General features: G+C 57.7%; 21 protein-coding genes and 1 tRNA gene. 8 read left to right on the top strand and 14 right to left on the bottom strand.

What is annotated here, in order from left to right:
* Positions 1-30: 30 nt before the first annotated feature.
* The 6 genes from CHN51_RS08670 to CHN51_RS19545 form a co-directional block, all read right to left on the bottom strand.
* Positions 31-726 carry an amino acid racemase gene (locus CHN51_RS08670; RefSeq protein WP_100093658.1) on the bottom strand — a complete coding sequence of 232 codons (696 nt, stop codon included), beginning with the start codon at positions 724-726 and terminating at the stop codon, positions 31-33.
* A 36-nt stretch (positions 727-762) separates the two neighbouring features.
* On the bottom strand, positions 763-2,211 hold the full coding sequence (locus CHN51_RS08665) for an NAD(P)(+) transhydrogenase (Re/Si-specific) subunit beta (RefSeq protein ID WP_100095492.1): 1,449 nt from the start codon (positions 2,209-2,211) through the stop codon (positions 763-765).
* 98 nt (positions 2,212-2,309) lie between these two features.
* Positions 2,310-2,606: an NAD(P) transhydrogenase subunit alpha gene (locus CHN51_RS08660; protein ID WP_066743604.1), complete on the bottom strand. Its 297-nt coding sequence runs from the start codon at positions 2,604-2,606 to the stop codon at positions 2,310-2,312.
* A 16-nt stretch (positions 2,607-2,622) separates the two neighbouring features.
* On the bottom strand, positions 2,623-3,435 hold the full coding sequence (locus CHN51_RS08655) for a hypothetical protein (protein WP_100093657.1): 813 nt from the start codon (positions 3,433-3,435) through the stop codon (positions 2,623-2,625).
* Positions 3,432-4,559, bottom strand: coding sequence for a Re/Si-specific NAD(P)(+) transhydrogenase subunit alpha (locus CHN51_RS08650; RefSeq protein ID WP_100093656.1), 1,128 nt, complete (start codon positions 4,557-4,559; stop codon positions 3,432-3,434). Before CHN51_RS08650 ends, CHN51_RS08655 begins: the two co-directional genes overlap by 4 nt.
* 16 nt (positions 4,560-4,575) lie before the next feature.
* Positions 4,576-4,698 carry an aa3-type cytochrome c oxidase subunit IV gene (locus tag CHN51_RS19545; protein ID WP_123906283.1) on the bottom strand — a complete coding sequence of 41 codons (123 nt, stop codon included), beginning with the start codon at positions 4,696-4,698 and terminating at the stop codon, positions 4,576-4,578.
* 167 nt (positions 4,699-4,865) lie between these two features.
* On the opposite strand from CHN51_RS19545, the gene CHN51_RS08645 reads away from it, so the two are divergent.
* Together CHN51_RS08645 and CHN51_RS08640 are read left to right on the top strand one after the other, a co-directional pair.
* A complete protein-coding gene (locus CHN51_RS08645) occupies positions 4,866-6,293 on the top strand; it encodes a sigma-54 dependent transcriptional regulator (protein ID WP_100093655.1) in 1,428 nt (475 codons plus the stop codon).
* Between the two features lie 128 nt (positions 6,294-6,421).
* The gene (locus CHN51_RS08640; protein WP_123906282.1) at positions 6,422-7,027 is read left to right on the top strand and encodes a hypothetical protein; all 606 of its coding nucleotides are present in this window, start codon (positions 6,422-6,424) and stop codon (positions 7,025-7,027) included.
* 18 nt (positions 7,028-7,045) lie between these two features.
* On the opposite strand, the gene CHN51_RS08635 is transcribed toward CHN51_RS08640, so the two are convergent.
* Both CHN51_RS08635 and CHN51_RS08630 read right to left on the bottom strand, forming a co-directional pair.
* Positions 7,046-8,437, bottom strand: coding sequence for a DEAD/DEAH box helicase (locus CHN51_RS08635; RefSeq protein WP_100093653.1), 1,392 nt, complete (start codon positions 8,435-8,437; stop codon positions 7,046-7,048).
* Positions 8,438-8,545: 108 nt separating this feature from the next.
* On the bottom strand, positions 8,546-9,049 hold the full coding sequence (locus tag CHN51_RS08630) for a hypothetical protein (protein ID WP_100093652.1): 504 nt from the start codon (positions 9,047-9,049) through the stop codon (positions 8,546-8,548).
* Positions 9,050-9,200: 151 nt separating this feature from the next.
* Here CHN51_RS08630 and CHN51_RS08625 point away from each other — a divergent pair, with 151 nt between their 5' ends.
* Complete coding sequence (locus CHN51_RS08625) at positions 9,201-10,649, top strand: FAD-binding oxidoreductase (RefSeq protein ID WP_100093651.1); 1,449 nt, start codon at positions 9,201-9,203, stop codon at positions 10,647-10,649.
* Between the two features lie 50 nt (positions 10,650-10,699).
* Positions 10,700-11,485, top strand: coding sequence for a SapC family protein (locus CHN51_RS08620; protein ID WP_100093650.1), 786 nt, complete (start codon positions 10,700-10,702; stop codon positions 11,483-11,485).
* Between the two features lie 225 nt (positions 11,486-11,710).
* Here the strand turns inward: CHN51_RS08620 and CHN51_RS08615 are convergent, their stop codons facing one another.
* Complete coding sequence (locus CHN51_RS08615; protein ID WP_100093649.1) at positions 11,711-12,598, bottom strand: N-formylglutamate amidohydrolase; 888 nt, start codon at positions 12,596-12,598, stop codon at positions 11,711-11,713.
* 138 nt (positions 12,599-12,736) lie between these two features.
* Here CHN51_RS08615 and CHN51_RS08610 point away from each other — a divergent pair, with 138 nt between their 5' ends.
* Both CHN51_RS08610 and CHN51_RS08605 read left to right on the top strand, forming a co-directional pair.
* Entirely contained in the window at positions 12,737-13,114 is a 378-nt protein-coding gene (locus tag CHN51_RS08610) for a response regulator (protein ID WP_100093648.1), read from the top strand.
* A 43-nt stretch (positions 13,115-13,157) separates the two neighbouring features.
* Positions 13,158-13,232 (top strand) — tRNA-Val (locus CHN51_RS08605).
* Between the two features lie 13 nt (positions 13,233-13,245).
* On the opposite strand, the gene CHN51_RS08600 is transcribed toward CHN51_RS08605, so the two are convergent.
* The 4 genes from CHN51_RS08600 to rpmF form a co-directional block, all read right to left on the bottom strand.
* Positions 13,246-14,286, bottom strand: coding sequence for a helix-turn-helix transcriptional regulator (locus tag CHN51_RS08600; protein WP_100093647.1), 1,041 nt, complete (start codon positions 14,284-14,286; stop codon positions 13,246-13,248).
* A 111-nt stretch (positions 14,287-14,397) separates the two neighbouring features.
* On the bottom strand, positions 14,398-15,366 hold the full coding sequence (locus CHN51_RS08595; protein ID WP_100093646.1) for a beta-ketoacyl-ACP synthase III: 969 nt from the start codon (positions 15,364-15,366) through the stop codon (positions 14,398-14,400).
* Complete coding sequence (gene plsX / locus CHN51_RS08590) at positions 15,363-16,406, bottom strand: phosphate acyltransferase PlsX (RefSeq protein ID WP_100093645.1); 1,044 nt, start codon at positions 16,404-16,406, stop codon at positions 15,363-15,365. The genes CHN51_RS08595 and plsX overlap by 4 nt, the downstream gene beginning before the upstream one ends.
* A gap of 52 nt (positions 16,407-16,458) precedes the next feature.
* Positions 16,459-16,638, bottom strand: a complete 180-nt coding sequence (gene rpmF / locus CHN51_RS08585; RefSeq protein ID WP_100093644.1) for a 50S ribosomal protein L32 — start codon at positions 16,636-16,638, stop codon at positions 16,459-16,461.
* Between the two features lie 212 nt (positions 16,639-16,850).
* Between rpmF and CHN51_RS08580 the strand changes: the two genes are divergently transcribed.
* Both CHN51_RS08580 and CHN51_RS08575 read left to right on the top strand, forming a co-directional pair.
* Positions 16,851-17,246: an MAPEG family protein gene (locus CHN51_RS08580; RefSeq protein ID WP_100093643.1), complete on the top strand. Its 396-nt coding sequence runs from the start codon at positions 16,851-16,853 to the stop codon at positions 17,244-17,246.
* An 18-nt stretch (positions 17,247-17,264) separates the two neighbouring features.
* Positions 17,265-18,083 (top strand): hypothetical protein, encoded by an 819-nt coding sequence (locus tag CHN51_RS08575; RefSeq protein ID WP_100093642.1) that lies wholly within the window; start codon positions 17,265-17,267, stop codon positions 18,081-18,083.
* Here CHN51_RS08575 and CHN51_RS08570 read toward each other — a convergent pair.
* Positions 18,080-18,742 (bottom strand): MBL fold metallo-hydrolase, encoded by a 663-nt coding sequence (locus CHN51_RS08570; RefSeq protein WP_100093641.1) that lies wholly within the window; start codon positions 18,740-18,742, stop codon positions 18,080-18,082. The two genes, CHN51_RS08575 and CHN51_RS08570, sit on opposite strands and share 4 nt — an antisense overlap.
* Positions 18,743-18,750 lie beyond the last annotated feature (8 nt).

The raw sequence follows: 18,750 nt of genomic DNA, 5'->3' as shown, positions 1-18,750 counted from the left end.
ACCAATGTCAGTAATCAGCGGAAGACGGGACTAGCCCTCGGCGAGAATCCATTCGATCGCCGCGTCGGCGTGGATTTCGGTGCTGTCGTAGATCGGCAGGATATTCGCCTTGGTATCGACGATCAAATCCAGCTCGGTACAGCCCAGCACGATTGCCTCTATCTCCTGCTTGGCAATATTGGTGATATAGGTTTTCATCGTCCGTTCGGAATCGCGCTTGGCCTGGTTGAACATAAGCTCTTCGTAAATGATCCGGTCGATCTCCTCGACCCGCTCCTCGTCCGGCGGCGACAGGGTGATGCCCTTGCCGACCAGCCGCTTGCGGTAGAAGCCCTCGGTCATCACGTTGCGCGTACCGATCAGCGTGGCCGACTTGATACCGTCGGCGACCATCCTGTCACCGACACAATCGGCAATATGCAGGATCGGAATACCCACTTCGGGCTGCACCTGGTCATAAATCTTGTGCATCGCGTTGGAACAGATCAGCACCGCGGTGGCGCCGCTATTTTCCAGACGCTTGGCCGACCGGGTCATCAGACCGGCGGCTGCATCCCAGTCATCGTCCGACTGGAGCCGGGCATAATCGCTGAAATTGACGCTTTCGATCAACATATGCGGACTGGCAAAGCCGCCGAGGCGGCTTTGCACGATCCGGTTGATCCGCGTGTAGTAGCTAGCGGTCGACACCCAGCTCATCCCGCCAATCAGGCCAATTTTACGCATTAATGTTACATTCCCTGAAAAAATCGAACTCGGCGTCTAGAGCGCCTTTACGATTTCTTCGCACATTTTCTTCGCGTCGGAAAGTAACATCATGGTCTGGTCCATATAAAAGACCTCGTTGTCGACCCCGGCATAGCCGACGCCGCCCATCGAGCGCTTGACGAAGAAGATCGTCTTGGCTTTCTCGACATCGAACACCGGCATGCCGTAAATCGGCGATCCCTTGTCGGTTTTCGCCGCCGGATTGACCACGTCATTCGCGCCGATGATGAAAGCCACATCGGCCTGGGCAAATTCGCTGTTGATATCTTCCAGCTCGAACACCTCGTCATAGGGCACATTGGCTTCGGCCAGCAGCACGTTCATATGACCAGGCATACGACCGGCAACCGGGTGGATCGCATATTTGACGCTGACGCCTTGCTCTTTCAGCATGTCGCCCATTTCGCGCAGCGCGTGCTGCGCCTGCGCCACGGCCATGCCGTAGCCCGGAATGATGATCACATTCTCGGCCTGTTTCATCATATAGGCAGCATCCTCGGCCGAACCGCGTTTCCACGGACGGTCGATCTTGGCCGCGCCTTCCGACGGACCGCTGTCAGCACCAAAGCCGCCCGCGATCACGCTGATGAAGCTGCGGTTCATCGCCTTGCACATGATATAGGACAGGATCGCACCGGACGAACCGACCAATGCGCCGGTGATGATCATCGCGGTATTCCCGAGGGTAAAGCCCATCGCCGCTGCGGCCCAGCCGGAATAGCTGTTCAGCATCGACACAACCACGGGCATATCCGCGCCGCCAATCGGAATGATCAGCAGGAAGCCGATCAGGAAGCTGAGGCCGACGATGGTCCAGAAGATCGCGCCTGTGCCAACGGTGGGGGCAATGGCGAAATAAGCGGTCAGACCGATGATTCCGGCAAGTACGCCCAGATTGATGACATGACGCAGCGGCAGCATGATCGGCGCGCCCGACATATTGCCGTTGAGTTTCAGAAAAGCGATGACCGAACCGGAGAATGTAATCGCACCAATGGCAACGCCAAGGCCCAGTTCGACGCGGCTCACGGTCAATATTTCACCCGTTGCATCCAATATGCCAAAGGCACCGGGATTGAGATAGGCAGCGATACCGACCAGCACGGCGGCCAGACCGACGAGGCTGTGGAAAGCGGCAACCAATTGCGGCATATCGGTCATCGCGATACGGCGCGCGGTGACGAAACCGATCGCGCCACCAATGGCGATGGCACCGGCGATCTCCGGCAGACTGGCAATGCTGTGGGTCCACAAGGTGGTGACCACGGCAATCAGCATCCCGGCCATGCCGAAACGGTTGCCCGTCCGGCTCGATTCGGGCGATGACAGGCCGCGCAACGCGAGAATGAAGAGCACGCCGGCAATCAGATAGGCGGTGGCAACCCAGGGGTTTACCGGTTCGCCGGAGGCGGCAAGTGCGGGAGTAGCCGCGAAAAATGTCATCCCGGCGAAGGCTGGGATCCAACCCGCTATCGATGCGATACGGCGCCCTTGGTTTAGGCCCCAGCCTGCGCTGGGGTGACGATCAAAAGAAGCACCCATTATTTGCGCTCCTTTTTCTTGTACATCGCGAGCATCCGCTCGGTCACGGCAAAGCCGCCAAAAATATTCACGCTCGCCAGCACCACGCCAACCAGACCCAGCCATTTGGCGGTCTGCCCACCATCAGCCTGCGATCCCGCCGCCGCCGCAATCAGCGCCCCGACAATGATCACCGAAGAGATCGCATTGGTCACCGCCATCAGCGGCGTGTGCAAGGCCGGGGTCACCGACCAGACAACATAATAGCCGACAAAACAGGCCATTACGAAGATCGAAAGAATTGAGATAAAGTCCAAAATTGTATCTCCTAAATCAATAAAATATAAGGGAGGCTACTTCACTTCCGATCAAGCCTTTGCTGACCTCCATCAAGATAGAAACCTTCCTATCCGGAAAATCGAAATCCAATCGTCGTTCACTCTTATCTTTGCTTTTATAATTATGAAAAGTCACAGTGAACCCTTCGACGAAACATGAGGAAATTAGATCACTTCCCCGTTTTTCTAAGGGCTGACAAATGCCGAAAAGTCCTGCATCCAAACCGTCCACATAGACCCCTGTTACAATTCCGCCTGATCGTTTAGCTTTCAAGGCCAATTTAAGAGACAAAGTTTGGGTAGCATTAAGGGGGTTTATTTCAGCCAGCGAGGGTAGAATGATTGGAAAAATCTCATCCTCATCTGCTTGGTTCAATATCCACCATCCGGGCCTTTTTGCCAGCCAATTTTTCCCGAAACCCGCTAGAAAACTATGATCAACTACGCCGTCATTGTCCTTGTCAATCAGGCAAACACGACTTTTGCTGCCCATATATAACTCGCTTGCGGGAGACTGACTACAAAGCGCGGTAGTTTTGCCGGCCATCCCATAAAGTTGAGAACCTGCAGGTAACAACTTTCTACCATCCACTCCAACTATGTCCCGCTCTGCAACCAAGAGCCGGGTAGGATGCATCTCGACACTCAGATCAACCTTCGTTTTCCCCGAAACGCTCTGAATTTTTGGCCAATTACCCTTCACAATGCTCCAGTCTACCTGCATTGAAGCATTATTGGCGATAGCTGGAGCAGAGAAACTCCCCAAACTTAACGCGATGGCAAAGAAGGCGGCGTAGAACGCTTTCACCCCAACAACCGCTCGTTCACAACCTTGCCATCCCTGGTAAGCCGTATGCCAATCGTCACTTCATCGTCATCGGGCAGCACCGGCCGCTTGGCCTCTTCATCCCAATAGGCGCTGAGGAAATTATAAAGATTGCGGGAAAACAGCGCCGAGCTGTCTGCCGCCATCATCGCCGGAATATTTTGCGCGCCGACGATCTTGACGCCGTGCTTCACAACCACTTTGCCGGCGACAGCGCCTTCGACATTGCCGCCCTGCTCCGCCGCAAGATCGACGATCACGCTGCCATTGCGCATCGTCGCAATCTGCGCGTCGGAAATCAGGCGCGGTGCGGCGCGGCCCGGGATCAATGCGGTTGTAATCACAATATCCTGCTTGGCGATGTGGCTGGAGACCAGTTCGGCTTGCGCCTTCTGATATTCCTCGCTCATTTCGGTGGCATAGCCGCCCGAGCCTTCGCCCTCGATGCCTTCGACCGATTCGACAAAAATCGGTTTCGCGCCGAGCGACTGGATCTGTTCCTTGGTGGCGCTGCGCACATCGGTTGCGCTGACCTGTGCGCCGAGACGCCGGGCCGTGGCAATCGCCTGCAATCCGGCAACACCGACACCCATGACGAAACAGCGCGCGGCGGACACCGTGCCCGCTGCGGTCATCATCATCGGAAAGGCGCGGCCATATTCATTGGCGGCCAGAATGACGGCTTTATAACCGGAAAGATTGGACTGCGATGACAGGATATCCATCGACTGCGCGCGGGTGATCCGTGGCATGAATTCCATCGCCAGCGCATCAATGCCCAGCTTGGCATAAGCGTCGACCCGTTCGCGCTCGCCAAAAGGATTGAGGCTGGCCACCAGCCAGGCGCCTTTTTTCATGCCCTTCAGCGATTGCGGATCGGGACCCTGAACGGCCAGCACGATGTCGGCATCCTTCAGGACGGCAGCCCGCGTGCCGACCGTTGCGCCCATATCGGTATAATCCGTATCGGCGACGGCGGCAGTTTCGCCTGCCCCCTTCTCGACAGCCATGGTGGCACCCAGGGCAATGAACTTCTTGACCGTTTCGGGGGACGCACTCACGCGCGCTTCGCCGTCGGCGAGCTCCTTCAATACCGCAATTTTCACACTTGATTCCAATCCGTTAGGAAATGAGTATAACCACCACTATGGCCACGATGGCGGTCAGGATCGTGCCGACTTTCAGCATCGACAAAAAGCTTGTGTAGGTTTCCTGGGCCGGGCCCAGATTATTATCGGATGTCATGATGTCCCCATTTCTCGTTCTTAACTGGCGCGAGGTCTAACCGCATATTAGCGACTGCTCAAGTCCTACCCACCGTCATTTTGGATAGAATAAATGTCTGTCCTTTAATCGGCTCTTTACCGGTTGCCGCTATGAAAATGCTTCATTGTGGGACAATCGGGAAAAAAATGGCACAAAACGGCACAAAGTTACTGCTGCTTATCGATGATGAGCCGGCGCAATGCCGGTTGATTTCGGCACTGGCCTCGCGCGCGGGATTTCGCACGATCTACGCGCGCGACGCGGAAACCGCGATAGCGACGCTCGGGACGCAGGACGGGATGATGCTCGACGCGATCATCCTCGACCATTGGGTACCGGGTTCGGAAGCCACCGAACTGATTGCCGAACTGAAAGCCCGCCGCCCTGCCCTGCCGATCCTGATGCTGACCGCGGTCGGCTCAATCGCCGAGGCGGTCGACGCCGTGCGGGCCGGCGCCACCGACTATCTGATCAAGCCGGTAGCCCCCGAGCTGATGCTCAAGGCGCTCGACGCCGCGGTTGAATCCTCGCGCGAGGACGGCGAGTTGCGCCCGCTCACCGAAAAAATCTCGGTGCCGCTGGAATTTGAGGAAATCGTCGGGGCGGCCCCGGCCTTTCGCGCGGCGCTGGCGATTGCCGCCAAGGCTGCCCGTGCCCGGGTGCCGGTGCTGATCGAAGGCGAAGGCGGGGTTGGCAAGGAAGTCATTGCCGACGCCATCCACGCCGCCAGTCCGCGCGCTAAAATGCCGATGTTGAAGCTGAATTGTGGCGCGATTACCGGAAATCTGCTCGATTCGATCCTTTTCGGTCATGAAAAGGGCGCTTTTACCGGTGCTTTCGACCGCAAGATCGGTCTGCTCCAGCAAGCCGAGGGCGGCACGATTTTCCTCGACGAGGTCGACCGGATCCCGCCGGAAACCCAGGTCCGCCTGCTGCGTTTCCTGAAACATTCCGATATCCAGCCGCTTGGCAGCCCGAACAGCTTCCAGCTCGATGTCCGTGTCATCGCCGCGACCAACCGCAAGCTGGAGCGGGAGGTGGAAAAGGACAATTTCCGCGAAGATCTCTATTATCAGATGAACGTGGTCCAGCTGACCATTCCGCCGCTGCGCGACCGCACCGGCGATATTCCGGCGCTGGCCCGCCATTTCCTGGCCCGCCTCGCGCTGCAGCCCGGCCTGCGCAGCCTCGGCATTACCGACGAGGCGCTGAACCTGCTGCGCAGCTATCGCTGGCCCGGCAACGTCCGCCAGCTGCAGAGCGTGCTGTTCCGCGCCGCCGTCATGTGCGACCATAATGCGCTGAGTTGTGATGAATTTCCGCAGATCGCGTCCTTTGTCGCCGAATCCGGGGATGCCGAACCGCATCTGATGAACAGTCCGGAAGGCATTGGCATCACCCTTTATTGCGAAGACGGCAATTTGCGGCCGCTGGAAGAAATCGAGGCCGATGTGATCCGCCTCGCCATCGGCCATTATCGCGGCCGGATGACCGAAGTCGCGCGCCGCCTAGGCATCGGACGATCGACTCTCTATCGCAAGCTGGCCGACCTGGGTATTGATAACGCGGCATAATTTTTCAGAGCGCCTGTTGGAATTTGACATTTTCGGCCATTTTCCAACAGCATCGGGGCTTCGGCAATTGCTGCCCTCTCCAACATCGCCATTGATGTTTCGCCTCGCTGCTCTTAAGTCTGGCTGATATGAAAAACATGCTTCCAAATCTTCCATTCGGTGCCGCCCTGACGCTGGCACTGCTCCTTTCGGCCTGCGGAAAACAGGAAGCGGTCGGCGATGTTCCGTCGAGCGAGGAACTGGCGCGACAGGCGGACGCTGCAAGCCAGGCGATCCGCGACGAAGCGGCAGCGGCGGAAGGCGACGGCACGACAGCGGCCGTCGATCTCACCAGCATGGAAAGCTATACCAACGCCTTGCGCGGTTACACCATCATGGTGCCCGGTGGCTGGGCGGTTGACGAATCCGCCAGCGACGACAATGGCCGGGTATTTACCGAAACGGCAAGCGGCGCAAAACTGGCCGTCAGCTGGGTCGAAAACCGCGAAGACGCGGCCTGGAGCAAGGCGGTCGAAAATGTCGAGGACGGCAATGAAGCCATGGATGGCGGCGCCATCGGCAAGAATGAATATCGCGCTTCGGGAATATTGACCAACGGCCTGAAATCCAGCCAGCGGCTGCTCCGCAAGCCGGACGGCACGATGGTCCAGGCGGAGGTCACCTATTCCGCCGATCAGGCAAAGGCGACAGATCCGCTGGCCGTGGCTATTCTCGACAGTCTGACGCTGCAATAGCGCCAGCCTGCTGATATCCTAGCGGTTTAGCTTGGCTTCCAAAAAGCTCGGCATCGGGCCGTTCCAGCCGTCATCGATATCCTTGCTGTCCTGAACAACCGGCGGTTGTTTCTCTTCAGACCTGGCAGCTGGTGCCGGTTTTTTCGGGGCATCGTCCCGCCGCGGCTTCTTCGGGCGATCATCCTGCCGCGCCTTTTTCGGAGCATCATCGCGGCGCGGGGCTTTTGCCCGTGCCGGTTTTGGCTCCGCCGGTTCGCTGTCGGTCTTTTCAGTCGCTTTTCCGCCAGTCCCGGCCTTGCGTTCCTTGCGAACGGCAATTTTCATTCCGGTCAGCTTTTCAATGCTATCGACATGTTCGGCATCGCTGCGGGTGATGAAGGTTATCGCAACGCCGGTAGCGCCAGCGCGGCCGGTCCGGCCGATCCGGTGGATATAATCATCCGGATGCCATGGAATATCATAGTTGATGACATGGCTGACGCCCTTGATATCCAGCCCGCGGGCCGCGACATCGGACGCGCACAAGATATTGATTTCACCCGACTTGAACCGGTCCAGTTCGGCGAGACGCGAGCTCTGGTCCATATCGCCGTGAATCTGCCCGGCATCAAAGCCGTCCTTGCGCAGACTCTGGCACAGATCGCGCACTTCGGTCTTGCGGTTGCAGAATATGATCGCGGTTTCGACGCCCTCATTGTCGAGAATGTCGACGAGCAGCTTGCGCTTGCCCTTTGGCGCGACTTCTATCAGCGACTGGTCGATCGAGGTATTGGCCGTTGCCGGGCGCGAAACCTCGATATATTTCGGGTTGTTGAGAAACTGGTCGGACAGCCGCTTGATCGGCGGCGGCATCGTCGCCGAGAACAGCATCGTCTGGCGGGTCGATGGCAGTTTCGAGCAGATCGATTCGATATCAGGAATGAAGCCCATGTCGAGCATCCGGTCCGCTTCGTCGATGACCAGCAATTCACAGCCCGACATCAGGATACGTCCGCGATCAAACAGATCCATCAACCGTCCGGGTGTGGCGATCAGGACATCGACGCCCTTTTCCAGCGCCTTGATCTGGTCGCCCATCGAAACACCGCCGATAAGCAGGGCCATGCTGAGATTGTGGTTCTTGCCATATTTCTCGAAATTCTCGGCAACCTGAGCGGCCAGTTCACGGGTCGGCTCGAGGATCAGGGACCGCGGCATGCGGGCACGCGAGCGGCCATGAGCGAGAATGTCGATCATCGGCAGCACGAAGCTCGCCGTTTTACCAGTGCCCGTCTGGGCAATGCCGATGATATCTTTCATCATCAGGACGGAAGGGATGGCTTGCGCCTGAATCGGCGTCGGTTCGTCATAGCCAGCTTCGGCTACGGATTTCAGCAGTTCTTCAGACAGGCCGATATCGGCAAATTTCATAGTGGTTCCGGAAAAATATAGGATGCAACCTTGCACCCTGTCTTAGCCTCTCGGGCTGTGCCGGGCAATGATCGCATATCCGGGATTTGTCAAGCTTTCTCGCTTGGTCTAGCGTTCCGGCACCAGTTCCCGGAACCGGTCGATCTCGCATTTCGCTCCGGTTCGCGAGTGGAGGATATCCCGGCCGGTGCATATTTTGCCGTCATCCGTTTTCTCGACATAGAAACCCGAATAGAAGCTGCGCGCCTGGCATTTGTCCTCGAGCAGGGCCCGGATTCTCTTGCGATCCTTGGTGATCAGGTCGAGATAGCGGTCGGAAAACATCTGCACGCCGAGTATATTGTTCATCGGCACGCATTTGCCCATTTTCTTTTCGCGATAGGTCTTTTGCACGGTTTCGCGTGAAAAATCCGCCATCGGTGCAAGCGGCGCGGGGCGACGGCGAGGCACGCGTATGATCACCCGCTTCTCGATTCGCACTTGTGCAAGGAGCAGCGGCCGCTCCTCCACATGGACCATGGCCGAGTCTGCAGGCGGAATCTCTACCGGCTGCATCTCGCGCGCATCCGGCACAGAGAGCAGCAATATTGCTGTAAGTGACAGGCTCACCATAATCCCTTAACTAACCCTTGCCTTGCCTATATCAGCAGTGATTGAATATTGCATGAACTGAGAATTTTCCATCTGTTACCATCCGGGCGATCCCCTGGCAGGGCGGAGCCGCGATAGCGAACAGGTGGCACGACCGCAGAGGAATTGGAATATGCCAAAAAAGGCAGAATGGCTCGAAGAAATGCGTTCAGTTGTCGGGGCGAAAGGATTCACCCGGGCCGGTGATGACATGGCGCCGTGGCTCACCGACTGGCGCGGTCGATATACGGGTGCCGCGCTGGCCATGATCTCTCCGGCGAACACGCAAGAAACGGCTGAAATTCTGAGGATCGCCAACGCAAACGCCGTGGCTGTCGTGCCGCAGGGCGGAAACAGCGGCATGGTGGGCGGGGCAACACCTGACAGCGGCGGCCAGTCGATCCTGCTTTCGCTCCGCCGGATGAACCGGATCCGCACGATAGCGGCCGAGGACCAGCTGGTCCTGTGCGACGCTGGCGTGATATTGCAGAATCTGCACGAAGCACTGGCGGCCGAAGGACAGAGATTCCCGCTGACTCTCGGTGGCAAAGGCTCGGCCACGGTCGGCGGCCTGGTTTCGACCAATGCCGGCGGCACCCAGGTGCTCCGCCACGGAACCATGCGCTCACTGGTCACCGGAATCGAGGCCGTGCTGCCCGACGGCAGTATTTTTGACGGACTCGCGGCGCTGAAAAAGGATAATCGCGGCTATGACCTGAAGCAATTGTTCGTCGGCGGAGAAGGTACGCTGGGCATCGTCACCGCCGCGACCCTCAAGACCGTACCCGCGCTGGTGGATCGCTGCGTATCCTGGGCCGCGGTCGACAGCACAGACGCCGCGTACGAACTGTTCCGTTTTCTCAACAAACGGACAGCCCAATCGCTTGAAGGTTTCGAGATCATCCCGGAAACCTGCCTGGAATCGGTGTTGCGCCACATTCCCGGCACCCGCGCGCCGCTGAAGGGCAGCCATCGCTGGCATGTCCTGATCGAGATCGTGCGTGATCAGCCGGATGCAAAGGATCCCGGGTCCATAACCGAAAGCCTTCTGGCCGAAGCGATGGAACTGGACCTGATAGAAGATGCAACACTCGCGGCGAGCGAACAGCAGGCCGAAGATTTCTGGAAAATCCGCGATTCGATTGCCGAAGCCGAGCGCGCCAACGGCCCGGCCCTGCAGCATGATATCAGCGTGCCGGTACCCGGCATGGCCCGTTTCATCAACGAGGCGTCCCCGGTTGTCGAAGGCAAATTCCCTGGCACGAAAGTCGCTGCTTTTGGCCATATGGGAGACGGAAATGTCCATTTTCACGTCAAGGCGCCAGCGGGCGTACCACCGCAAGAATGGATGCGGGACTATGCGACGCAGATAACGCCGCTGGTCCACGACCTCGTCATCGCAGCCGGCGGATCGATTTCAGCAGAACATGGAATCGGGCAAAACAAGCGGGCGGAACTGGAACGCCTGTCTTCCGATGCACGGCTGTCGATGCTGCGCGCGATAAAAACCGCGATTGATCCCAAGAACATTATGAACCCGGGCAAACTCGTTCCCCTTGCGTCCGGTCAGTCTGGCTCTTAAAGCGCAAGACAACTATTCGGTTTCAACAGTAATTTTCGGAGAATATAACTATGGCGAGCACGCCGAACGCACAGGCCCTACCAATGTTCTACAAGGACCTGGTTCCGCTGAATTCCAACGAACATGCCAAGTGGAAAGTCAAGGGGCTGGACAATGCATCCTTCATGCAGTCGCAGCACGCCATCCCTATCACCACCGACGAGTTCATCAATGCAGCGCGCAACTATCCGATTGTCTTTTCGGTCGGCAACAACAGCGTTCCGTTGATTCTCATGGGTCTGAACGAAGGCGTGAACACGTTCATGAATGACGAAGGCCAGTTCAGCGAACCCGCTTATGTTCCGGCCTATGTCCGCCGTTATCCCTTCATGCTCGCGAAATTGCGTCCGGAAGCCGAAGAACTGTCGCTATGTTTCGATCCGACGACCGACGCCATTGGTGACTATAAGGAAGGCGACGCGCTGTTCGACAATGATCAGCCCAGCGAAACCACAAAGAACATCCTGAATTTCTGCGAACAATTCGAACAGGCTGGCCAGCGGACCGGTCAGTTCGTGCAGGAACTGGACAAGATGGGATTGTTGATGGACGGCGAAGTCTCCATCCAGCAGACCGGCGTTGAAAAGCCTTTCGTCTATCGCGGTTTCAAGATGGTCAACGAAGAGAAACTGCGCGATCTGCGTGGTGACGAACTTCGCAAGATCAACCAGAACGGTATCTTGCCGCTGATCTACGCCCATCTCTTCTCGCTACAGATGATGCGCGAAGTATTTGCGAAACAGGTTGCTGCCGGCAAGATGCCACAGGTTACCGAAGCACCTTCCGTACAGGTTTAACCGCACAAAGCAGCCTGCTTCGACCGGTTTGGCCGAAGCAGGCAAATTTCATTGTCATTTTTCCGCGTCGGGGGTCTTGCAACTCGATGCGACTAGGCCCACATTGACGATGTACCGGTTCGCATCCCCCGATCGGATCGGCACCGGCATTCCTTCGGAATGCCACCTCCCTGAACCTTGGCCACCTCGCCGAACCGGCGAGGTGGTTTTTTTATGGAAAACCCCTCATTCCGCCGCTTCGAGCTGGTCTTGACCAGTCACTTGTTCCGCCAGCATCGCGCAGCAGTTGCGGATCAGCTCCGCGATCGATCCGGCTGCGGCAGTCGGCTCACGCATTGACGAGTCGAGATAGAGCGAACGATCCACTTCCAGTTGGAATGCATGAATATTGCGCGACGGATTGCCATGCCGCTCCAATATATAGCTGCCCGAATAGGGATGGTTGGTCTGGACGGAATGGCCTTGTCTCCGGAAATGCTCCGCGGCCAGCTCGACATAGCGCGATTCGCAGCTACGCCCGAAGCGGTCACCCAGAACAAATCCTATCTTTCTTCTGTTGTCGTCCAGGACCGGCGGCATGCTGTGCAGATCCAGCAGAAGCGCGCACCCGAATGTAGAGCGAATGCGGTCGAGCTGATGCGCAACCATCAGATGATAGGGCTCGTGATCTTTCTCGATCCGGTCCATGACATGCTGGTGGGACCATTTGTTCCGCCAAAGGTTTCCCGCCCCGTGCAGCCGGCGCGGCAACAAGCCCAGGCCGCCCCTCACTTTTCTGCTCATCTGGCCAGTCTGCGATGGATCCATCCCGATCACCATATCCGGATCGATTTCCGAGCGGTTGCGATTGAGGTCGATCCAGGCCCTCGGTTTCCGGGCAATGATTGCCGGAAAGCCGGATGCGATGGCCGCGGCCGCCAGCCGATCCGAATAGCGATCTTCCAGCCGCAGCAAATGGGACGCGGGTACATTCAGATTGTCGAGAAGTTCCGGCGGATATTCCCGACCGGCATGGGGCACGCTGACAAGCACCGGGAAGCGGAGCGCCTCGAGATTGGACAGGGAATGAATGGATGCCGGCGACTCTGCCTGGCCGGGGACGGGATTAGCCATATTCGATCCCCGGAAAAGCAGCTTTCATCGCCAAAATATTCAATATCTTCGGAAAAAAATTAACCGATTTGCACTTATATACCGGCCTCGGCATAAAGGCAGGCCTGTAATCAGGCATATTCGGGAAGGCGCGACACAATGATTCGGATTCTCCTCGCGGAAGATGAACGGGCGATGCGTGAGCATCTTACACGGGCGCTGGAGAAAGCCAACTATGAAGTTGTCGCTGTAGACCGCGGAACCGCTGCGATACCGCTGCTCGCCGAGCAGAAGTTCGATCTGCTGCTCACCGATATTGTGATGCCGGAAATGGACGGAATCGAGCTGGCCCAGCATTGTGCGTCGGTCTGCCCGGAGACACAGGTCATGTTTATCACCGGCTTTTCCGGCGTGACATTGCGCGCAGGACAATCGGTTCCGAAGGCGAAAATATTGTCCAAGCCCTTCCATTTGCGCGATCTGGTTATGGAGGTGGACCGGCTGTTCGAGCCCGACAGTATCAGCGACCTGAATTAAGCCTTGCGCCAGTCGAAACGGCTGGCTAGAGGGCCTCCAGTGTGGGCGTATAGCTCAGTGGTAGAGCACTTCGTTGACATCGAAGGGGTCGGGAGTTCAACTCTCTCTACGCCCACCATTTTCCACACAATTCAGGCAGCAAGCGCGATCGCGCTGCCGGTATCCTGACTCGGCGGATGCCCGTACCAGCTGGTATAGGCGCGGGTGAATGCGCTCAACTCGCTATAGCCCAGCTTGGCGGCTATTTCCGAAAGATTCCGCGTGCCTTCGAGGAAATAGAGATGGCAGGTGTCGCGCCGGACCTGCTCCAGCAATTGGCGGTAGGACAAGCCTTCGGCGACCAGTTTGCGGCGCAACGTGCGCTCCGCCATGCCGAAAGTGATCGCAGCCGCATCAAGGCTGAGCCCGGACTTGTCGAGCAGATACAAGAGATATTCGTAGGTCAGTTTCGCGAGATTCTCCCGCTCGAATCGGGTGCGTGCGAAAAAGGCCTCCTGCCGCCTGACCGCCGAAACGATCGCCGGGTTGTGGCGCTGGATCGGCATGGACATCGCCATATGATGATATTCGAGATAGGTGGATGGGCGGTTGAAATGGCAGGGAATCGGGGCTCTGCTGGAATTTTCGCTCGGGAACCCCCGGAAGCCGTCGGGCCGGCGGTGAGCGAAATGCGCGGCCTTTACAGTTCTGAACCGGCCCTCAGCCAGCAATTCTCCGCATTGGTGGACCAGTGCGAAAATGATGTGGACCAGATCCGGAGAAACCGGCTTGTCCGAATTCCAGACCAGCCGGTCACCGGATGAAAGCGGCAAAAGTTTGACAACCGGCTTGTCGCCGCCGAGCCTTTGCTCTGCGACAAGATGAAGCAGGGCTTCACCGAAACTGGGTTGGAAAAAAGCCGAAAATCCGCGGTCGGAAAAGCCCCGTGGCACCATCTTGCTGCCGATTTCCGAATGGATGTCCGTGCAATTGAGTTCTTCCTGGGCCGCAGCGCAGAGGCTGGCAATCGCCTGGTCATCCAATTGATAGCCGGGATCGCGCAGTTCCGCCTCGGAACAATCCAGCGCACTCAACAGCTGCGGCTTGCGGGCCTGGAGGGCATGACAGCTGAGATAGGCGCGATAAAGAAACGGCGCCGCGATCTTCAGACTATTGGGTGCCGGATATTCCATGGTTCCAAGCTAGGAGCCGAAGTGCATTTCGCTCAACTGGCTTTCGACAAGGATGTAAAATCGGCGACGAATATGTCAATTATGGTTAATTCGCGAACCGCGGCAGCGCGTTCAGTAGCGAATGACCGATGCGCCCCAGGTGAAACCGCCGCCCATGGCTTCCAGAACCAGCAAGTCTCCCGCCTTGATTCGACCGTCCCGAACGGCGGTATCAAGAGCCAGCGGAACCGAAGCCGCCGACGTGTTGGCATGCATATCGACGGTCTTGATCACCTTCTCCGGTGGAAGATTGAGCTTCTTGGCGGTGGCATCCAAGATCCGGGCATTGGCCTGGTGCGGCACGACCCAGTCGACATTGTCGACCGATTCGCCGGACTCCTCCAGCACCTCTTTCAGCACCGAAGACAGGTTGACGACCGCATGGCGAAACACCTCGCGACCTTTCATGCGCAGCTTGCCGACGGTTCCGGTGGTACCGGCGCCGCCATCAACATAAAGAAGCTGGTTGTGCGCTCCATCGGCGTGCAGGCGAGTGGCCAGGACGCCTTTGTCCCCCGGCTCGGCAGCCAGTACGATCGCGCCGGCTCCGTCGCCAAAGAGGACACAGGTTCCCCGGTCTTCCCAGTCGAGTATCCGGCTGAAGGTTTCCGCACCGATGACCAGCGCATTTTGCGCGCTGCCGGCCCGGATCATGCTGTCCGCCACGGACAGCGCGTAAAGGAAACCGGAGCAGACCGCAGCGACGTCAAATGCGACGCAGCCGTTGCACCCCAGTGCATCCTGAACGATCGTGGCGGTTGCCGGAAAAGTCTGGTCGGGGGTGGCGGTGGCAACGATGATCAGATCAATGTCAGCGGCGCTGAAACCAGCGGCCTTCATCGCCTTGTCCGCGGCCTCGGTGGCGAGCGTGGAGGTCGTTTCATCATCCTCGGCGATATGCCGGAATTTTATGCCCGTGCGCTCGACGATCCATTCGTCTGTGGTGTCCACACGTTTGGCCAGATCGGCATTGGAAACGCGGGTGCGCGGCAGCGCGGAGCCGGTTCCCTTGATGACAGACCGTCTGGAGGCATCGATCATTTTGCTACCTCGGCTACCGGTGCTGCTTCGCTGATTGTCTTCAGATCTTCGCTGATCCGCTCGAGAATGCTGTCCTCGACCAGCCGCGCCGCCACTTCGACGGCATTGGCCACGCCTTTTGCATCCGCGCTGCCGTGGCTTTTGACGACCACGCCATTGAGACCCAGAAACACGGCGCCATTGTGATTGTTGGGATCGAGATGCCCCCGCAACATTTCCGTCGCCGGGCGGGATATTAGAAAGCCGATTTTTGACCGCAGGCTGCTCAGGAAGCTCTGCTTCAGCAGATCAGTAACAAAGCGCGCGGTACCTTCAAGAGCCTTGAGCGCGACATTGCCGGAAAAACCGTCGGTCACGATCACGTCGACTTCACCGGTCGAAATCTTGTCAGCCTCGGTAAAGCCGAGAAAATCCATATGCAGGCCGCCAGCGCCTTTCAGCGTCGCAGCAGCTTCCTGGATCGTGCCGGTTCCCTTTGCCTCTTCGGTGCCGATATTCAGCAATTTCACCTTGGGACGATCAAAGCCGTGCATGATGCGGCTATAGGCGGCCCCCATGACGGCAAACTGGACGAGGTTGCGGCTGTTGCATTCCGTGTTGGCGCCCAGATCGAGCATCACCACGTCCGTGTCCTTCATCGTCGGCAGCAAAGCCGACAAGGCCGGCCGGTCGATACCCGGCATGGTGCGCAGCGCCAGCTTGGCGATGGCCATCAGCGCACCAGTGTTGCCGGCACTCACCGCAGCACTGACCTCGCCGCTTTTTACAGCATTGACCGCCATGCCCATGGATGTTGTCTTGGAACCGCGCAGCGCCTGGCCTGGCTTGTCGTCACCGGACACGACATCCGGTGCGTGCAGGATCTCGGACGCAGCGCTGAGATTGGGATGCTCCTTCAGCGCTTCGCGAATCTGCGTTTCGTCACCAACGAAAAGAAACTGAAAGCCGGCGTGACGGTGTCGCGCAAGCGCGGCACCTGCAACCATAACGCGCGGGCCTTCATCTCCGCCCATCGCATCAATCGCGATTCGCGGCCTCATTCCCACCAGCTATTCCCCTTGATTGCGCGTCAGAAGCCGAGAGACTAGCCGATTAAAGATCGGCGGCCAAGACTTCCCGGCCATTATAATGACCACAGCTACCGCACATATGGTGCGGACGCTTCAATTCGCCGCAGTTCGGGCATTCCTGATAGGCTTCGACTTTCAAAGCATCATGTGACCGGCGCATACCGCGTTTGGAGGGCGTCGTTTTTCTTTTAGGTACAGCCATTGCTAAGCCTGTTCTTTAAAATTTAAAAATCCATAGCATGCTCAATATGCTGATCGGCCAAGTCTGACAAACAGTCTCTGATTTTGCAGAGAATCGCTTGGCCTTGGTTCAACAGATTGCACGCGAAATGGCGCGTATAATGATTTTCCTGTGCGTTGCAAGCATTGTGCTTCTATAGCAGGCCTATAATTTTCATATATTTGGGGGACAAGATGATTTTACCGATAACATTGACCGTGGCGGGCGCAGCAGCGCTGATAAATATCTGGCTGATGATCCGCGTCGGGCAGGTCAGGGCCAGCGAAAAAGTCAGCGTCGGTGACGGCGGCAACGAGAAAGTCATCCGCCGGATGCGGGCGCACAGCAATTATATTGAGAGCGCCCCCTTTGTCGTACTGCTCGTCGCGGCGATAGAACTCGCCAGCACAACTTCTCCGACATGGCTGTGGATCGTCAGTGGCCTGTATCTGCTCGGTCGCGTCGCCCATGGCGTCGGTATGGATGACGGAAAATTCGGCAAGGGCCGAATGATCGGCACGCTTGTGACCATGTTGGTGCTGCTCGGTCTTGGCGTTTACGCGGTTAGCATTCCCTATCTCTCGGCCTAGCTAACGGATTGGCGATCGATGGGGCTGTTCGGACCCAAAAGTCCGCTCGATACAGACGAGTGGGACTGGCAGCTTGCCAGCTTCAAATGGCTGATCATGGAATTTGGCGGGATCGAGAGGCATCCGGCCAACCGGCTGGTGCTGCCTGAGGAATCGTTCTTTCCCAAGACGAGTACCGACCCGTCCCGGAAAGCGCAGGAGATTTTCGAGCAGGTAAAAATGCTGGCCGGAATGGGCGACTGGCCCACAAGGCTGGTGCAAGGCGACCAGACACGCGAGATGGTCCTGGAGTCGGGCCAGATGGTCAAACATGACAGCCATGCGCCAGCGGGGGAATATCGGTTACTGAAAGCCGATGACGGGGAATATTATGCGCAGATCAGCTTTAATCCCGCCCAGCTTGGCGATCCGACAAAACTGATCGCGACCTTTGCCCATGAGCTGTCCCATTATCTTATGAGCACGGCGAAAACAGCGCCACCGGGTGGCTGGGAAGTGCACGAACTGACAACCGATCTCTGTTCGGTCTATCTGGGATTCGGAATCTTCATGGCTACCAGCGCATGGAATTTCGCGGCCAGCAACGAAGGCTGGCAATATGAGCGACAGGGTTATCTGAACGAACGGATGCTGATCACCGCAATGGTAATCTGGGAGACTCTGGCGAAGCGGGATCCTCTCGAAGCGCTACCCTATCTGAAGCCCCATCTCGCCAAGGACACAAAGATGGCCAACAAATTTGTTCAGAAACGCGATCTGCTTGATGAACTCATGTCCACCGACCTGTCTCTCTTCGCCGGCGGTGAAACCGCAGCCGAGGATAGCGGCACTGTCTAGCGCGCCGCCAGCACGTCATCGGCAACAAACGCATTGGTCTTGCGTTCATAGCCGAACTGGCTGGTCGGGCCGTGGCCGGGGATGAAAGTCACATCGTCACCGAGCGGCCAGAGCTTCTGGGTGATCGCGTTGATCAGATCCTGATGATTGCCGCGCGGGAAATCGGTGCGGCCGATCGAACCCTGGAAGATCACATCGCCGACCACCGCCAGCCTTGACGGCTGATGATAGAAAATCACATGGCCCGGCGTGTGTCCGGGGCAATGGATGACATCGAGCACCAGATCGCCAACGGTCACCTGGTCACCGTCATTCAACCACCGATCGGGGACAAAGCTCTTCGCTTCCATGCCATAGCGCGCGCCATCGCCGTCGAGCTGGTCAATCCAGAACAGGTCATCCTTGTGTGGCCCTTCGATCGGGATACCCAGTTCTTCGGCCAGCATTCCCGCCTGCCCGCAATGATCGAGATGGCCATGGGTGATGATGATCTTCTCCAGATCAACGCCATGCTCCTCGATTGCCGCTTTCAGCCGGTTCAAATCGCCACCGGGATCGCTCAATGCGGCCTTGTTGGTCTTGGTGCACCAGAGGAGCGTGCAATTCTGCTGGAGCGGAGTGACCGGAATAATCACGGCCTTGAGGGGTGCTTCTGTCATGACAGGCT

It is taken from the genome of Sphingorhabdus sp. YGSMI21, from assembly GCF_002776575.1.
In the GTDB taxonomy this organism is placed as follows: Bacteria; Pseudomonadota; Alphaproteobacteria; order Sphingomonadales; family Sphingomonadaceae; genus Parasphingorhabdus.
The sequence above is the reverse complement of the archived record's forward strand: the minus strand, read 5'-3'. Positions and strand labels throughout refer to the sequence as shown.

Bases quoted from the DNA above. Each gene is read 5' to 3' on its own strand.
- CHN51_RS08580 (WP_100093643.1), top strand. From the start codon at position 16,851: ATGATTTTACCGATAACATTGACCGTGGCGGGCGCAGCAGCGCTGATA.
- plsX (WP_100093645.1), bottom strand. From the start codon at position 16,406: ATGAGGCCGCGAATCGCGATTGATGCGATGGGCGGAGATGAAGGCCCG.
- CHN51_RS08570 (WP_100093641.1), bottom strand. From the start codon at position 18,742: ATGACAGAAGCACCCCTCAAGGCCGTGATTATTCCGGTCACTCCGCTC.
- CHN51_RS08610 (WP_100093648.1), top strand. From the start codon at position 12,737: ATGATTCGGATTCTCCTCGCGGAAGATGAACGGGCGATGCGTGAGCAT.
- CHN51_RS19545 (WP_123906283.1), bottom strand. From the start codon at position 4,698: ATGACATCCGATAATAATCTGGGCCCGGCCCAGGAAACCTACACAAGC.
- CHN51_RS08625 (WP_100093651.1), top strand. From the start codon at position 9,201: ATGCCAAAAAAGGCAGAATGGCTCGAAGAAATGCGTTCAGTTGTCGGG.
- CHN51_RS08600 (WP_100093647.1), bottom strand. From the start codon at position 14,286: ATGGAATATCCGGCACCCAATAGTCTGAAGATCGCGGCGCCGTTTCTT.
- CHN51_RS08665 (WP_100095492.1), bottom strand. From the start codon at position 2,211: ATGACATTTTTCGCGGCTACTCCCGCACTTGCCGCCTCCGGCGAACCG.
- CHN51_RS08630 (WP_100093652.1), bottom strand. From the start codon at position 9,049: ATGGTGAGCCTGTCACTTACAGCAATATTGCTGCTCTCTGTGCCGGAT.
- rpmF (WP_100093644.1), bottom strand. From the start codon at position 16,638: ATGGCTGTACCTAAAAGAAAAACGACGCCCTCCAAACGCGGTATGCGC.
- CHN51_RS08670 (WP_100093658.1), bottom strand. From the start codon at position 726: ATGCGTAAAATTGGCCTGATTGGCGGGATGAGCTGGGTGTCGACCGCT.
- CHN51_RS08615 (WP_100093649.1), bottom strand. From the start codon at position 12,598: ATGGCTAATCCCGTCCCCGGCCAGGCAGAGTCGCCGGCATCCATTCAT.
- CHN51_RS08620 (WP_100093650.1), top strand. From the start codon at position 10,700: ATGGCGAGCACGCCGAACGCACAGGCCCTACCAATGTTCTACAAGGAC.
- CHN51_RS08595 (WP_100093646.1), bottom strand. From the start codon at position 15,366: ATGATCGATGCCTCCAGACGGTCTGTCATCAAGGGAACCGGCTCCGCG.
- CHN51_RS08635 (WP_100093653.1), bottom strand. From the start codon at position 8,437: ATGAAATTTGCCGATATCGGCCTGTCTGAAGAACTGCTGAAATCCGTA.
- CHN51_RS08640 (WP_123906282.1), top strand. From the start codon at position 6,422: ATGAAAAACATGCTTCCAAATCTTCCATTCGGTGCCGCCCTGACGCTG.
- CHN51_RS08575 (WP_100093642.1), top strand. From the start codon at position 17,265: ATGGGGCTGTTCGGACCCAAAAGTCCGCTCGATACAGACGAGTGGGAC.
- CHN51_RS08645 (WP_100093655.1), top strand. From the start codon at position 4,866: ATGGCACAAAACGGCACAAAGTTACTGCTGCTTATCGATGATGAGCCG.